Origin of the sequence: Cohnella rhizosphaerae (assembly GCF_029525575.1) — a bacterium.
GTDB classification, from domain to species: domain Bacteria; phylum Bacillota; class Bacilli; order Paenibacillales; family Paenibacillaceae; genus Cohnella; species Cohnella rhizosphaerae.
The window spans coordinates 194,008-209,137 of sequence record NZ_JAPDIA010000002.1 but is presented as its reverse complement, the minus strand read 5'-3'; the positions used below and the strand labels follow the sequence as shown (position 1 = coordinate 209,137).

11 protein-coding genes are annotated in these 15,130 nt (G+C 65.7%); 1 reads left to right on the top strand and 10 read right to left on the bottom strand.

From position 1 onward, the window contains the following. Positions 1 to 34 precede the first annotated feature (34 nt). From OMP40_RS04525 to OMP40_RS04515, 3 genes are all read right to left on the bottom strand, one after another. Positions 35 to 556, bottom strand: a complete 522-nt coding sequence (locus OMP40_RS04525; RefSeq protein WP_277529506.1) for an ABC transporter substrate-binding protein — start codon at positions 554 to 556, stop codon at positions 35 to 37. Positions 557 to 581: 25 nt separating this feature from the next. Next, a complete protein-coding gene (locus OMP40_RS04520) occupies positions 582 to 1,322 on the bottom strand; it encodes a helix-turn-helix domain-containing protein (RefSeq protein WP_277529504.1) in 741 nt (246 codons plus the stop codon). A gap of 405 nt (positions 1,323 to 1,727) precedes the next feature. After that, positions 1,728 to 2,723 carry an ABC transporter substrate-binding protein gene (locus tag OMP40_RS04515; protein ID WP_277529503.1) on the bottom strand — a complete coding sequence of 332 codons (996 nt, stop codon included), beginning with the start codon at positions 2,721 to 2,723 and terminating at the stop codon, positions 1,728 to 1,730. Between the two features lie 231 nt (positions 2,724 to 2,954). Between OMP40_RS04515 and OMP40_RS04510 the strand changes: the two genes are divergently transcribed. Further along, positions 2,955 to 3,479 (top strand): hypothetical protein, encoded by a 525-nt coding sequence (locus OMP40_RS04510; RefSeq protein WP_277529501.1) that lies wholly within the window; start codon positions 2,955 to 2,957, stop codon positions 3,477 to 3,479. Here OMP40_RS04510 and zapA read toward each other — a convergent pair. The 7 genes from zapA to OMP40_RS04475 form a co-directional block, all read right to left on the bottom strand. Continuing rightward, positions 3,422 to 7,402 carry a cell division protein ZapA gene (gene zapA, locus OMP40_RS04505; RefSeq protein ID WP_277529499.1) on the bottom strand — a complete coding sequence of 1,327 codons (3,981 nt, stop codon included), beginning with the start codon at positions 7,400 to 7,402 and terminating at the stop codon, positions 3,422 to 3,424. The two genes, OMP40_RS04510 and zapA, sit on opposite strands and share 58 nt — an antisense overlap. A 103-nt stretch (positions 7,403 to 7,505) precedes the next feature. Further along, the gene (gene pheT, locus OMP40_RS04500) at positions 7,506 to 9,959 is read right to left on the bottom strand and encodes a phenylalanine--tRNA ligase subunit beta (RefSeq protein WP_277529497.1); all 2,454 of its coding nucleotides are present in this window, start codon (positions 9,957 to 9,959) and stop codon (positions 7,506 to 7,508) included. A 53-nt stretch (positions 9,960 to 10,012) separates the two neighbouring features. Further along, a complete protein-coding gene (gene pheS, locus OMP40_RS04495; protein ID WP_277529495.1) occupies positions 10,013 to 11,047 on the bottom strand; it encodes a phenylalanine--tRNA ligase subunit alpha in 1,035 nt (344 codons plus the stop codon). Between the two features lie 1,192 nt (positions 11,048 to 12,239). Further along, positions 12,240 to 13,145, bottom strand: a complete 906-nt coding sequence (gene thiD, locus OMP40_RS04490) for a bifunctional hydroxymethylpyrimidine kinase/phosphomethylpyrimidine kinase (RefSeq protein ID WP_277529493.1) — start codon at positions 13,143 to 13,145, stop codon at positions 12,240 to 12,242. Then, complete coding sequence (locus tag OMP40_RS04485; protein ID WP_277529491.1) at positions 13,142 to 13,915, bottom strand: FAD-dependent oxidoreductase; 774 nt, start codon at positions 13,913 to 13,915, stop codon at positions 13,142 to 13,144. Before OMP40_RS04485 ends, thiD begins: the two co-directional genes overlap by 4 nt. 233 nt (positions 13,916 to 14,148) lie before the next feature. After that, entirely contained in the window at positions 14,149 to 14,307 is a 159-nt protein-coding gene (locus OMP40_RS04480; RefSeq protein WP_277529489.1) for an FAD-dependent oxidoreductase, read from the bottom strand. Continuing rightward, positions 14,304 to 15,128 carry a thiazole synthase gene (locus OMP40_RS04475; RefSeq protein ID WP_277529487.1) on the bottom strand — a complete coding sequence of 275 codons (825 nt, stop codon included), beginning with the start codon at positions 15,126 to 15,128 and terminating at the stop codon, positions 14,304 to 14,306. Before OMP40_RS04475 ends, OMP40_RS04480 begins: the two co-directional genes overlap by 4 nt. Between the last annotated feature and the right edge of the window lie 2 nt (positions 15,129 to 15,130).

The window sequence follows — 15,130 nt, the reverse complement described above, 5'->3', positions numbered from 1 at the left end:
TCGCGACTCCGTTAAAGGAGGACGCGAGGTTTTTTCACGATAGCAGGCAGCTCGAGCAATTGTCCCTCGAGCGACAGGGGATCGTCGCGCAGCCATTCCTGCCCCAATACGTACACCTGCCTCCGGCGTACGGCTTCCAGCTCCGACCACAGCGCGCTCTGCCGGAGGCGCTCGAACTGCAGCCGGGATCGCTTGTCCGAACCGACGACGACAAACAGCGCCTCTCCCGAGTAATGCGGCAAATGTCCGACGGGATGTCGAATTTGAAAAGACTGCGGTCTCCGGTCTGCCTTTCGCCTACCGCCTTTGGCGAACGCCAGCCGAGATGCCGCATCAGGCCCGCCTCCTTGTAGACTTGGACGGACTCGGGCAGTCCGTTCGTCCAGATGAACGTAACCGTGCGCGCGCCGCCGGGTCCGGGACCGAGCCGTTCGGCCGTCTCCTCGGATCTTTTGCGAAAGGCCGCCAGCCAGCGCGCCGCTTCTTCCTGCTTGCCCAGCTTGTCGGCTACGGCGATCAGCCGGGCTTCCGGCGACAACGACCATGATAAATTCAACGTATCGGAGATGCCGGCATACCGCTCATAATGATGGCCGTCGAAAGTGAGGATCAGCTCGGGCGCGAGCGCCCGGACCCGCGCGAGATCCGGCTCTACGACGGAACCTCCCGTAGAGGCGATCCCCCCGGATGCGAGAGGCGAAATAACGGCAATCCATCAACGCGGTAGGCGCTCCAAGCGGCTTGAGGCCGAGCGCGAGCAGCTCCCCGAGATATTGAAACGCCACGATTCGCGCGCCCTGGCGCCTGGCGCGCGCGTATACGCTCGGCGCCAGTCCTTCGTGGCGCTTAAAGACCCGGCTGAAGTGGAAAGGGTCCGTAAATCCGAGCGAGCCCGAAAGGTTTGCCAGCGACGCTTCTTCGGTCGCCAGCCTGCGCTTGGCCTCGGCCATCCGAAGCCCCGTCAGATGCTTGATCGGACTGTTTCCGGTCAGCGACTTAAAAATTCTGGCGTATTGGCGCGCCGAGCACCCCGCTTCGCGCGCCAGCCGATCCATCGTCCAGGCCAAGCCGGGCTGTGCCTCCATTCGAGCGAGCGTCGCGTTCACCGCATCGCGGCAATCGGTTCGCTCGGGCGCCATCGCGACGGCGTTTCCCGCTTCGATCACGTTAACCATCAGTCGCTGAAATCCCGCATGGGCGCGATACATGCCCGACAGGTCCGCGGTATCGCGGAGCGCATACAATTCGCGAATCCATCCGAACGCTTGCGGTTGGACGCGCAGGCGCGTATTTAAAAGCAGTTCGGCGACTCCGGGTGCCATGATGCCAGCTTCGGGTTCGGTCACGCCAAGCGACAGCGACGCGAAGGCGACGGCATAACCGTTCCCACCGGCCCCCCGCTCCCGCTTTGGCGTCGGATTGGATGCGAATGTTCCCGTCGGTCACGCACAGATCGCCTGCGGACAACTCGCCCAAGCACAGGCCGCGCGCGTCGATGAGCTTCATTTCTCCGGATTCTACCGCCAGCAGCGTGAAGGCCGGATGAATCGGCAGCGCCGCCGGTTCTCCCGCCGAAGCTTCGATCCGGACGATATCGGTCCAGCGATAAAAAAACGGAAGCCGGGCCGCCGCGGCAGTAACGGATTTTGGCGTTGTCATGACCTCACCTCCCGACATGCAGGAAGATCCTTCCCGAGGGGGGGGAACGATCTTCGTCTTCTATTGGATTATTCGGCAAGCAGACGAACCGCATCGTCCAGCTGCTTGTCGAAGGACAGCGCGTTATAGGAAAACCATAGCGTATCGCTTACCTCGTAAACATGACCGCTTTGAACGGCCGGCAGCTTTTTCCACAGCGCGCTGTTCATCACTTCGTCCGTAAAATCCGGATCGTTGTCGAATTTGACGAGGAAAAGACGATCGGCCGAAGCGAATTCGGGCAGCTTCTCCAATGAAAGCCGAATGCCCAATTCATGTCCGCCCTTGTCCCATTCCCGCTTGACGACGTCCGTCATCGGAAAGCCGAGCACGTCGAATAACGTATAGCCGACGTTGCCGGGACCGTAAACTCTCAGCTGTCCTTTTTCGTAGCCGCCGATGACGACGACACCGAACGTTTCGCCGGGCTTGACGAACGCCTTCAGTTTTTCCGAAGCGGCGGCGGCTTTTTTGTCGAATGCTTTTCTCCAATCCTTGGCTATCTCGGTCTTGTCGAGCAAGGCGGCGACTTGGTCCAGGTGCGCGAAGGCGTCCTTCCCTTCCCAGGCTACCACGACCGTCGGGGCGATCGCCTGCAGCTTGTCCAGCTGATCCTTATCCCAGTCCGCGGCGATGATAAGGTCCGGCCGCAGTTCGAGCGTCTTTTCAAGATTGATATTGTTGGCGGGGCCGATATCTTCGATGCCTTCGAGCTCTTCCTTCGCCGATACGGACCCGGTGAGCATATGCGTCACGACGCCGATCGGCTTGACGCCAATCGCCAGCAGCTCGGACAAATATTGCGTCGTAACGATCCGCTGCGGATGCGCCGGAATCGTGACTTCTCTATCCAGCGCGTCTTTGTATACGATCGTTTCGGCCTCGCCGGCGGCCGGAGACGAACCTGCCGTTTTCGAAGCTTCGTTCTTGGTTCCCGCATCGGATTCGCTTCCGCAGCCCGCCAGCAGCATGAACGCGAACATGATTACGATGGCCGGCCGCCATTTCTTCGTACTTGCAAACATTCGATAACGCCCCTTATGTGAAAATGAGAATCGTTATCACACATTATAGGGGACGCGCCCGACTTTGACCATGCCCGTTTCGGACGTTGGCCATGCCGATTTCGGACATGCCCTTTAGGAGCGAAGCGGGGCGGACCTTTCCGTTTTTATCCTGGCGACAGGATATGCTAATATAGAAAAGTCTGGGCATGACCCGCTCATACCCGGCAATCATGGGATGGGGGAATACATATGCGCAAAAAAATAGCCGCCGCCTTGGTCGCGCTCGCGCTGACGGGCGCGCTCGCCGCTTGCGGCGCCAAAAACGACGAAAACGCGGGGCAGGAGACGGCCGTCGCTTCGCAGGATTTGATCATCCGCGCCACCAACTGGCAGTTCGACCAGGCCGAGTACAAGGTGCCGAAGGATACGCCGATTCGCTACACGCTCGAAAACGAGCAGGGCGCGCACGGCATCGAGATCGAAAAGGCGGGCGTCAAGTTGAGCAACGGCAAAAAAATCCAAGGTCGCGACGCTGGCGGCCGGCACCTATACGATCAAATGCAGCATCGTATGCGGAGAAGGGCATTTGAAAATGAAGGCCAAGCTGATCGTAGAATAAGCAGAATAAAAAAAATCGCCCCTCCGTCCGGATCTGATCCGTTCGGAGGGGCGATTTACGTTCGCGGGCGCTTCGGACATCGATGCGCCGGCGAGCTTTACGTATGTTCTTCGAGCATATCGATCCACTCGTTGTATTCGATCTGCAGCTTGTGATACTCGACCTTAAGCGCCTCGTGCTCGCCGCGTATGCGCTCGAGTTCCTGCGTCAGCCGCTTCGTCTCCGCGCCGTCGGCCGGGTCCGGCTCGGCTTCGGCGACAGCCTGAAGCTGCTGCGCCAGCGCGTCGCGTTCGGCCTGGAGCGCGACTGCGGCAGCTGCCTGCTCGCGGGCATACTTAAGCTCCTCGTCGGCCCGTAGCAGCGATTCCCGTTCGCGCTGCTGCTCGCCGGCGGTCTGGCGAAGCTTGCTCTCGAGCGCCTCGAGACGCTCGGCGGCGGCATCGCGTTCCCGCGCCGCCTCCTGTGCCCGCCGCTGAAGCTGCCGGATCGAATCCGCAGCGATCTGCTCGCGCTCCGCGAGCTCGTCCGCCAGTTCCTTCAGCCGGTTCGCCTCGCGCTCCGCGGCTTCGCGCGCGTCGGCTTCGTCGCGCAGGCGCTCGGTTGCCGCCTTTTCCGCCTCCGCCAGCTCCGTTTCCCGCGCCGCGGCGGCCTGAAGCCGCTGCTCCGCGGAGGCTCGCAGCGATTGCGCTTCGTCTTCGAGCTTGGCGCGCTGCGCCTGCCATTCGCGCTCTCGCTCGGACCAGCGGGCCTGGAACTGGTCGTGCGCTTCGCGGGCTGCCTCGGCGTCTGCCTGGGCGGCGTCGCGGCTGTCGAGCGCCTGCTTCAGCTCGGCCTCGTACAGTTCCTGCGTCACGCGCAGCTCCTCCTCGAGCGATTGACGGCCGGTCGCAGCGCCGGCTTCGGCCTCGGCCACGGCTCGGCGCTGCGCTTCCTCGTGCGCGGCACGGAGCCGCGCTTGCTCTTCGGCCTGCGCTTCGCGCAAGGCGGACAGTTCCTCCGCTTGCGCCGCGCGAAGGCTCGACAGCGCCTCGTCCCTTGCGGCTTGCAGGCGCGTCAGTTCGTCGCGCTGCGCCGCAACCAGTCTCGCCAGCTCTTCACCGCTCTCTTCGCGCTGGAGCTCCAAAGCAAGACGCGCTTCGTCCGCGGCGCTGCGCGCGGCGGCAAGCTCGGCCTCGAGCGGCGCGGACGCCTCCTTGAGCGCGGCCTCGCGTTCTGCGGCAAGCCTCGACAATTGTTCGGCTTGCGCTGCACGAAGCTTCGACAGCTCTTCGTCCTTGGCCGCCTGCAAACGCGTCAATTCCTCGCGTTGCGCGGCGACCAGCCGCGCCAGCTCCTCGCCGCTCTCTTCGCGCTGCAGCTCCAGCTCCAGACGCGCGTCGTCCAGCGCATTGCGCGCGGCGGCAAGCTCGGCCTCGAGCGGCGTTACGGCCTCCTTCAGCGCCGCCTCGCGCCGGACTTCAAGGCGAGACAGCTCGTCAGCCCGCTGTGCGCGAAGCTTCGACAGCTCTTCGTCCTGCGCCGCGCGAAGCTTCGACAGCTCTTCGTCCTGCGCCGCGCGCAGGCTTGCCAGCGCCTCGGCGCTTTCTTCGCGCTGCAGCTCCAGCGCAAGACGCGCTTCGTCCGCAGCGCTGCGCGCCGCTGCCAGCTCGGCTTCAAGCGGCGCTACCGCTTCCTTCACGGCTGCCTCGCGTTCGGCGGCAAGGCGCGCCGATTCCTCGTCCCGCGCCGCGCGCAGCTTCGCCAGCTCCTCGCTTTGCGCTTCGCGAAGGCTCGCCAGCTCCTCTGCCTGAGCCGCGCGCAGACGCGTCAGCGCCTCGGCGTTTTCTTCCAGCTGCAGCTCCAGCTCCAGACGCGCGTCGTCCGCGGCGCCGCGCGCCGCGGCAAGCTCGGCTTCAAGCGGCGCCGCCGCCTCCTTCGCGGCGGCGGCGCGTTCGGCCGCGGCCTCCGCCCTCGCTTCCGCAAGACGCCGTTCCGCCGCCTCGTCCGCCTCTCGCAAACGCGCCTCCAGACGCGCCTCGGCTTCTGCCAGTTGGCGCTCCGTCTGCGCAGCCGATTGCTCGCGCTCCGCCGCAAACCGCTGCGCTTCGGCCTCGATCCGCCGCCTCGCCGACTCCGCATCCTGCTTCGACGCATCCGCTTCCTGCTTCGCCGCTTCCTCCGCCTGCCTGGCGGCCTCCGCCTCCTTCGCGGATGCCTCCAGGCGCTCGGCCAGCGCGCGGCGCTCCTCGTCGAAGCCGGCTTCCGCCGCCGCCACCGCCTGCCTGGCTGCCGACATCTGCTCGGCCAGCTGCGCATGCAGCCGCTCCACCGTCGCCCTGGCGGCTTCGAGTTCGCCGCCCAGTTCGGCCTTCGCCGCCTCCAGCGCGTCCCTGCTCTCGCTCTTGACGGCTTCGAGCGCGTCCAGGCTCTCGCCCTTCAGCGTCTCCAGCTCCGCTTGGTGCGCGGCCTGCAGGCGCGCGGCTTCGTCCCGGCTCGCCGCGCGCGCGCGATCGAGCTGTTCGGCATGCTCGGCGCGAAGCTTGGCGACCGCGGCTTCGCGTTCGGCCGTCGCGCGCTCCAGCGCTTCGGCCAGCTTCGCGCCGGCCGCGGCGCCTTCCGTCTCGCGGGCTTCGCGCTCAAGCGCGAGCTCCAGCCTGAGCTCCTCGAGCTCGTCGCCATGTCCGGCGGAGAGTCGCTCCAGATCGTCCGAATGGGCGGCCTTAAGCGCCGCAAGCTCGGAGGCGCGCGCCGCTTCGGCGCGCTCTCGCTCTTCGGCCTGGCGCGCCTCGAGGCCGGCCAGCTCCGCGGCGTGACGCGCTTGGAGCGATCCGACGCGTTCCTCGGCCTCGCTAAGCGCCGCATCCAGCGCATCCTGCATGCGCGCGCGAATCTCTTCGCGTTCCCGCAGCGCGGTCTCCAGCGTCAGCGTCAACTGCTGCAGTTCCTCCTGCTTGCCCTCCAGCAGCAGCGCCAGCTCGTCCTCGTAGCCTTGACGCATCGTGCGCAGCGCTTCGTCGTGCCGCTCCGTCCGCTCGGCCAAGGTCCGCTCGTGCCCGCTATTCAGCGTCACGAGCTCGGCCGCATGCGCAGCGCGCAGCGATTCCAGCTCTTCGGCGCGCGAGACGCGTTCGTCGCGAAGCTCCGCCTCGAGTTTCGCCCGAGTCCGCTCAAGTTCGGCTTCTTGCGCCGCGCGGATGCGTCCGAGCTCCTCCGCATGCGCGGATTGAAGTTCGGACAGCGCCGAAGCATGCGCCTGCCTGAGGGAATCGTTCTCCTCCGCGAACAGCTCGGCCTCGGCCGCGTGGTCGGCCCGAAGTCGATCCAGCTCGGCGGCATGATCCGAGACGACGCTTTCAAGCTCGGCCGCGTGACGCGCTTCTGCGGCATCCGCCTCGGCGCGCAGCGACGCGGTCGCCTGCTCCAGTTCCTCCGCATGCGCCGCCTGGACCCTCGCAAGCGCCGACGCGTGCGCGGCTTCTAGACGCTCAAGCTCGCCGCGCTGCGCGGACTTCAAGCTCGCGAGCTCCGCCTCATGGCTTGACGTACGACGTTCAAGCTCCGACGCATGCGCCGCCCGAAGCGATTCGGCCTCTTCGGCATAAAGCTCGGTCTCGGCCGCGTGGTCGGCCATGATCCGGTCGAGCTCGGCTTGATGGACGCTGCGCAGGCGTTCGCGCTCCTCGCCCGCCTTGGCCGTCGCTTCCGCGACGGCCTCCTCGGATCTTTGCTTGAGATCGGCCTGCCGCTCGGCGAAATCCCGTTCCGCATCCGCAAGCGCCGCGGCGCTCTCGGCCTTGTGCTTGTCCCAGTCGGCCAACAGCGTCTCGATCTCGGCGGACAGCCGCTTGCGTTCGATTTCCTCGTGAAGGAGGCGCTCGTTTTCCCGGCGGATGCGCATGAGCTCGTCGGCCATGTTAACCGAAGCGAGCACGCCGAGCCTCGCCAGATCGAGCCGAGGCGAGCCGCTCGCGATCTTGTGCATCTGATCGCTCACGAGCAGCGCTACCCGCTTCATGTATTCGCTGCTGGTATGTCCGGTCAACGTGTATTGCGTGCCGTATATGTCAACCGTTACGCGTGTCTTGTCGTCAGCATTCACGGTTATTCCTCCCACGTTCCAACTTAAGCAAAATCGCAGCGAACGTCGATCAGCCCGCTATTCGCGTTCTGATGTATTCGCTGCGCTTTGCGCCGTTTCCTGCTTATTTGCGAAGCTCCGCGCTGAAAGATTGTTCCAGCCGGGCCACGACGGACTGCTGCGCTTCGGCGATCTCCTCGTCGTTCAGCGTGCGGTCCGGATGACGATAGACGAGCGAGAGCGCCACGCTCTTTTTGCCTGCGCCGAGACGCTCGCCCGCATAGACGTCGAACACGCGGACGGACTCGAGCCACTCGCCCGCCGCCTGCCGCGCGGCTTCGACCAGGGACGCGCCCGGCACCGATCCGTCGACGACGACGGCCAAGTCCCGCTCGGCGGACGGGAACCGCGGCAGCGTGCTGTATACGATTCGGGAATCCGCAGCTTCGTACAGCGGCTTCAACTCGATCTCGGCGGCATAGGCGTCGCCCAGGTCGAACTCGCGTTGGAGCTCCGGATGCAGCTGCCCGACATAGCCGATAATCTCTTCGCCGGACGCGGTCGCCAGCTTCAACGCCGCCGTGCGGCCCGGATGGAAATCCCCGGGCTGCGCCTGCTCGAAGCGGACCGCGCCGGCCAGGCCGAGCCTCGCCAGCAGCTTCTCGACGATGCCTTTCGCATCGTAGAAGTCGTAGGCGGTCGCCGTCTGGTTCCAGCCTGCCCCGATTCGGTTGCCCGTCAGCAAAAAGGCGAGCCTCGGGTGCTCCGCGGGCAGTGTCGTCAGCTTCTCTTCCGCAGAATGGTACACGCTCGCGATCTCGAATACCGCGGCGCTCGCGTTGCGGCGGGACTTGTTGTAGGCGGCGGCCTCGAGCAGATTCGGCAGCAGCGTCGCGCGCAGCGCGCTGCGCTCCTCGCTCATCGGCATCGCCAAACCGATCGGCCGCATGCCTTCGGCAGCCCCGGACAGCTCGGGGAACAGCGCGGCCCTGCCGGACGAGGTGACGGAGTAGGTCACGGCCTCGCTGAGTCCCGCTTCGGACAGCAGCTTGCGAAGCTCTCTGCGGATCGCCTGGGGCTTGGTGAGCGCGCCCGTCGTCGTCGGTCCTTCGATGCGGGTCGTCGGGATGCGGTCGTAGCCGTTGAGACGAGCGACCTCCTCGATCAGGTCTACCCCGCGGGTGATATCGCCGCGGCGCGAGGGCACGGTGATCCGCCATGCGCCTTCGCCCGCAGGCTCTGCGGCGAACTGGAGCCGCGACCAGATCGTCTTCGCTTCGAGCGCGGACAGCGACGTGCCCAGCATCCGGTTGATCCGGTCGAGCGACAGCTCGATGACGGCAGGCTCCGGCGAGGCGAGACGCACCTCTGCGACGCCGTCGGTCACCCGTCCGCCCGCCGTCTGCGCGATCAGCGAAGCCGCGCGGTCCAGCGCGCCGCGCACGCGCTCGGGGTCGACGCCTTTCTCGAAGCGGGCCGATGCCTCGGATCGCAGGCCCAGCTGGCGCGACGTCTTGCGAACCGGGGCGCCGGCGAACCTGGCGGATTCGAGCAGGATGTCGACCGTGTCCGGCGTCACTTCGGTATCGAGGCCGCCCATGACGCCGGCGAGCGCGATGGCGCGCTCGTCGTCGGCGATGACCGGCATATGCGGCTCGAGCTTGCGCGCCTGACCGTCAAGCGTGACCAGCGTCTCGCCTTCGCGGGCGAAACGAACGCGGACGGCGCCCTTGACCTTGGCCGCATCGAACGCGTGCAGCGGCTGTCCGTACTCCAGCATGACGAAGTTGGTGACGTCGACGACGTTGCTGATCGGCCGGATGCCGGCGGCGATCAACCGGTTTTGCAGCCAAAGCGGGGAAGGACCGATCTTGACGCCCTTCACGACGCGCATCGCGTAGTGGCTGCAAGCCTCCGCCGATTCGATGGCGACCGCGATCGCATCCGCCGTCTTGTCCGCCGACGGGAGCAGCGCCTTGTCCGGCTCCGGCAGCGCGAGCGGCCGGCCGGTCAGCGCGGCGGTCTCGTAGGCGACGCCCAGCAAGCTCAGGCAGTCCGAACGGTTGGGCGTCAGATCGAGCTCCAGCACCGAATCGTTCAGGCCGAGCAGGTCGGCGATATCCGTGCCCACCGCCGTATCCGCTGGCAGCACGAGGATGCCCTCCTGCAGCTCCTTCGGCAGCAGCTTGTCGTTGATGCCGAGCTCCCTGGCGGAGCAGATCATGCCCTGCGATTCGACGCCGCGCAGCTTGGCGCGCTTGATCTGCAGATCGCCCGGCAGCTTCGCGCCGACGAGCGCGACCGGCACCTTCTGCCCGGCGGCGACGTTCGGCGCGCCGCAGACGATTTGCAGCGTTTCGCCGGTGCCCGCATCGATTTTGCACACGTTCAGCTTGTCCGCGTCCGGGTGCTTTTCCTTTTCCAATACATAGCCGACGACCGTGTTCGTGACGCCCGCATTGCGCGAGACGACGCCGTCGATCTCGATGCCGCCTCTCGTGAGCAGTTCGGCGAGCTCCTGCGGCTCGATGCCGCCGAGATCGATATATTCGCTTAACCATTGATAGGATACGTTCACGCGTTATACCGCTCCTTCCTTTTCCACCTTCGCTAATCTACCGGCCTTGGCCGTCACATGCGGGCGAACTGCCCGAGGAATCTCAGATCGTTGTTATAGAAGTGACGAATATCGTCGATGTCGTACTTCAGCAGCGCGATGCGCTCGACGCCCATCCCGAAGGCGAAGCCCGACACCTTCTCCGGATCGAAGCCGCCGTGCTCGAGCACCTTCGGATGGACCATGCCGCAGCCGAGAATCTCGATCCAGCCCGAATGCTTGCACATCCGGCAGCCCTGTCCGCCGCACTGCGTGCACGTGACGTCGACCTCGGCGCTCGGCTCGGTGAACGGGAAGAAGCTCGGACGAAGGCGAATCTGCACCTGCGGGCCGTACATGGCCTGGACGAACTGGAGCAGCGTGCCCTTCAGGTCGCTCATGCGGATGTCGGGGCCGACGACCAGCCCTTCGATCTGGTGGAACATGAACGAATGCGTCGCGTCGTCGTCGTCGCGTCGATAGACGCGGCCCGGGCAGATGACCTTGAGCGGCGTCGCGCCGTCCGCGTTTTTCATCGCGCGGATCTGTACGGGAGATGTATGCGTGCGCAGCAAAATCTCGTCCGTGATATAAAAGGAATCCTGCATGTCCCGCGCCGGGTGATCCTTCGGCAGGTTCAGCGCCTCGAAGTTGAAATAGTCGGTCTCGACCTCGGGCCCTTCCGCGATCGTATAGCCCATGCCGAGAAAAATGTCTTCGATCTCCTGCGTCACCTTGGTCAGCGGATGGACGCTGCCTGCCGCCACGCTCCTGCCGGGCAGCGTGACGTCGATCGTCTCCGCAGCGAGCCTGCGCGCCGTCTCGGCGCGGTCGAAGGCGGCTTGCTTGTCGGCCAGCACGGCCTCGATGGCGGCGCGAACGTCGTTGGCCACCTGCCCGATCACCGGCCGTTCCTCGGCGCTCAGTCCGCCCATCCCCCGGAGAATCTCCGTGAGCTGGCCTTTTTTGCCCAGATAATGCACGCGCAGGTCGTTCAGGCGGCCGGCGTCGGCCACCTCCTGCAACTGCGCCAGCGCTTCGACGCGCAGCGCCTCCAACCGATCCTTCATGACGCCTCTCTCCTTCATCGCTTGGTCTATCCGCCGGCCCGCCCTGCAGCGAACCGACAAAAAAAGGCCCTTCCTCCCCGTAAAAGGGACGAAAGGACCGTGGTACCACCCTAATTGGAAACCTGCCCGCGACAACCTGCCTCTTGCAGCGCCGTCGCCAAGCGCGAATTCCCGCTCGAACGGCGTAACGTGCCGCGGACGGTACGCTCTACTGGCCGGCGCGGCTTGGCGTCGTCGGCGTTCAAGCGACAGCTCCGGAGTGAAATTCGGCAGCTCTTCTCCTCGGGCACGCTCTCAGTCTCGGCGTCCCCTCCCTGATCAGGCAGGCGCTGCTTACTTGTCTCCATCGTCGCATTTCATCGGTATTGCTGTGAATTACAGACTATTATAGGGGAACGCGGCGCGTCAAGCAAGCGGATGAGGGCAAAAAGGGGCAAAGCCGATACCTTTGCAAACAACGTGTGACCATAGTCAGGCCTTAGCGCTCATTTTGGTTTATTGCTTTGGATGGCGCTTAGGAAGGAAGGAAGGAAGGAAGGAAGGAAGGAAGGAAGTGCGTTAATGCCTTTATGCGCTTTATGCGCACCTTTCCGAGCGTCGTTGCGTTAGTGACCTTTTGCGCTTATCGGTACCTTTCCGAGCGCCGAAGAGGTGGCGTTAGTGTCCTTTTGCGCTTATCCGCGCCTTTCCGAGCGCCGAAGAGGTGGCGTTAGTGACCTTTTGCGCTTATCCGCACCTTTCCGAGCGTCGTTGAGGTGGCGTTAGTGACCTTTTGCGCTTATCCGCACCTTTCCGAGCGTCGTTGAGGTGGCGTTAGTGACCTTTTGCGCTTATCCGCATGGCGTTTTACAATTTTGCGTGTGACTCCCCTACCCACGTGGCCGTTTTTGCAGGAATTGCACGGTTTTTCCGAGTTACTCCACTACCATTCGGTGGTTTCTGCTGTAGTTGCACGGTTTTTCAGAGTTACTCCACTACCACGCGGCGGTTTCTGCGGAAGTTGCACGGTTTTTCCGGGTTACTCCGCTACTGGGAGGCGGCCACGACAGTCGATATCGCGGAAAAGACGGGACGATGCCCCCCTGCGATAGACAGGCTGCCGGCCGACGCGATGTTAGAGCCGAAACATGCAAGGAGCGCGCTCGTTTATCGCCTTCAACGCACTGTTGAGCCAGTTAGCTGCAAGTAGGCACTACTTTCCATCGCCGATGGACGCTTCCGACCACAGCCTGTCTTCGCGCCACGCCGCATGCTTCAAGCTTGGCGTCCCGGCGCCCAGCCGAACGCTCGCCGCGAGCGCCGCGGCGACGAACGCCTTGGCGGCGCGGCAGGCGGCGGGCACGTCCAGCCCGCGCGCCATGGCGGCGCATGCGGCGGAGGCGAACGCGCAGCCCGTGCCGCGGGCACTTGCCCCGGGCAGGCGCTGTCCGCGCAGCAGCAGCGGCTCGGCGCCCCCGTCCGCAGCGCCGACCAAAATATCGGCGCATGCGTCGTCCGCGGCATGCCCGCCCTTTAGCAGCACGTGGCGAGCTCCCCATGCGAGCAGCGACCTGGCGGCTTCGACGCGTGCGCCTACCGAGGCGAGATCGGTCTCGCGAACGCCAAGCAGGGCGGCCGCCTCGGGCACGTTCGGCGTCGCCAGCTCGGCCAGCGGGAACAGGAACCGCGCCGTCGCTTCGAATGCGCCCCGCCCCGCCAGCGCGTAGCCGTCCTTGGACAGCCGCACCGGATCGACCACGAGTCTATGAACGCCGAAGCGACTTAGCGCGCCCGCGATGGCCTCTGCCGCGTCCGGCGTGGGAATCATGCCCGTCTTGGCCGCGTCCGCGCCTAAATCGGCGAGCACGCTCTCAAGCTGGGCCGCGACGAGCCGAGGCGATACCGGCTCAACCAGTTGCGCGCCCAAGCTGTTTTGCGCGGTAACCGCCGTGACGACGCTCATGCCGAATACGCCGAGCTCCTGAAAGGTTTTCAAGTCGCCCTGAATGCCCGCGCTTCCGCCCGAGTCGGAGCCGGCGATCGTGAGGGCGCGAGCCGGGACGCTCCAACTGCGCCATTGCTCGGCGTCGGCAGGAAAAGACGAAGCTTCGTCCCTCATGAAGGCGTCGCCTCCTCGCGCTCCCCGGCCGCATACGCGCCGAAGCGTTCGGGCCGAAACGCTTGGTCAGCCGGGTCGCCGCCGGCTTCGCCTCCCCCAGCCAGCCAACGGCCGAACGCGGCCGCCGTCGCCGGGCTCAGCAAAATGCCGTTGCGATAATGGCCGGCGGCGATGTACACGCCCGGCTTGCCCGGCGCGGGGCCGATCAACGGCCATCCGTCCAGCGTGGCGGGACGCAGCCCCGCCCAGCTTCGCACCGGCGCGGCGCCGGACAACGCGGGGAACAGCCGCCCGCCCGCGCGCACGAGCCGGCCGATGCCGCCCGCTGTCACCGTCCGGTCGAAGCCGGCTTCGTCCTCGGACGCGCCGCAGACGAGCGAGCCGTCGGGCTTGCTCACCCAATAGGCCTGCGGCCCGAACACGATGTGACGCAGAGAGGCGGGCGCCGGATCGAACGCGCAAATTTGCCCCCTTATCGGATGAACGGGGATACGCAGACCGAGCCAGTCCGACAGCCGGCCGCTCCAGGCCCCGAGGCAGCAGCAAAGCGCGTCCGCCCCGATCGTGCCGCTCGCCTCGAAGCGGACGGAGAGCCCGCCGGCTTCGCTTTGGCTGACGGCGATCATCTCTCCTGCCTGCGGCAGCAGTTGCGCGCCAAGCCGCGCGCAAGCCGCGGCCAGCGCCTTGACCAGCAGCGGAGCCTGCACATGCGATTCGTCCGGGCAGTACAGCGCTCCCGCAAGCCCCCCGCGGCAGACTCGGCTCGACACGCGGCAAGTCCGTTCCGTCCAGCCATTCCAGTCCGGGACAGTGGCGGACTTGCCAGGCGAGCCGACCGTGCAGCGACAGCGTATCCGCCTCGCGCGGCGCGACGTGCAGGCTGCCCGACCGGACGAAGCCCGCCGACATGCCGGCAGCTTCCTCGATTTCCGCCGTCCAGTCCGGATATCTGGCAAAGCTGTCCAGGCACAGGCGAAAAAAGGCGTCGGGACCTTCTCCGCTCTCATAAAAAAGGCGCAAGCATGCCCGCGGCCGCTCCCGATGCCTGTCCGCCGATCTCGCCGCGGTCGACGACGATCGCGCGCCAGCCTTGCTTCAGCGCTTCAAAGGCGCAGGACAGGCCGACGATGCCGCCGCCCAGCACGAGCAAGGTCCGCCTCAAGGTCGACCGCCCCTTGCCGACGTCGCCTCCGCGAACAAGGCGCCGGTCTCGTCGCTGCTCGCCGAAGCGTACGCGCGTCGCGGAATTCGGCCGGCTTGGCGCGAGAGCCATCCGGCTTCGACGCCAAGACGCATGGCCGCGGCCATCGCGACGGGATCTCGCGCCTTCGCCACCGGCGTATTGACCAGGATGCCGTCGGCGCCAAGTTCCATGGCTGTTGCGGCGTCGGCGGCCGAGCCGAGCCCGGCATCGACGATGACGGGCACGCCTGCGTTTTCCACGATCCACCCGATATGATACGGATTGAGAATGCCCAGCCCCGTGCCGATCGGCGAGCCGCCGGGCATGATCGCCGCTGCGCCCGCCTCCTCAAGTCTGAGCGCCTGCATCGGATCGTCGGACGTATAAGGAAGCACGGTGAAGCCCTCGCGCGCAAGGCGTTCCGTCGCCCGCAGCGTCTCGGCCGGGTCGGGAAGCAGCAGGCGCGGATGGCCGCTGATCTCCACCTTGACCCAATTGCCGAGGCCGGCTTCCTTCGCCAGCCGGGCGATCCGGACCGCCTCGTCCGCCGTCGACGCGCCCGACGTATTCGGCAGGTAGATCAGGTCCTTACCTCCCATTTGCCCCAGCAGCGGATCGTCCTCGGCCACGTCGAGGTCGATTCTGCGAACGGCGAAGGTGACGACATGGGCGCCCGAAGCTTCCAGCGCCTCGCGCATGACGGCTGGACTCGGATATCGCCCCGTGCCCAGAAACAGTCTGGACCGGAGCGCAATGCCGCCGATCCGAAGCGGCGAATATGGCGAATATGCTGCGTTCATCG

Excerpts from the sequence above, each read along its gene's own strand:
- OMP40_RS04510 (WP_277529501.1), top strand. The coding sequence starts at position 2,955 with ATGCGCAAAAAAATAGCCGCCGCCTTGGTCGCGCTCGCGCTGACGGGC.
- OMP40_RS04475 (WP_277529487.1), bottom strand. The coding sequence starts at position 15,128 with ATGAACGCAGCATATTCGCCATATTCGCCGCTTCGGATCGGCGGCATT.
- OMP40_RS04520 (WP_277529504.1), bottom strand. The coding sequence starts at position 1,322 with ATGGCACCCGGAGTCGCCGAACTGCTTTTAAATACGCGCCTGCGCGTC.
- OMP40_RS04515 (WP_277529503.1), bottom strand. The coding sequence starts at position 2,723 with ATGTTTGCAAGTACGAAGAAATGGCGGCCGGCCATCGTAATCATGTTC.
- thiD (WP_277529493.1), bottom strand. The coding sequence starts at position 13,145 with ATGAGGGACGAAGCTTCGTCTTTTCCTGCCGACGCCGAGCAATGGCGC.
- pheS (WP_277529495.1), bottom strand. The coding sequence starts at position 11,047 with ATGAAGGATCGGTTGGAGGCGCTGCGCGTCGAAGCGCTGGCGCAGTTG.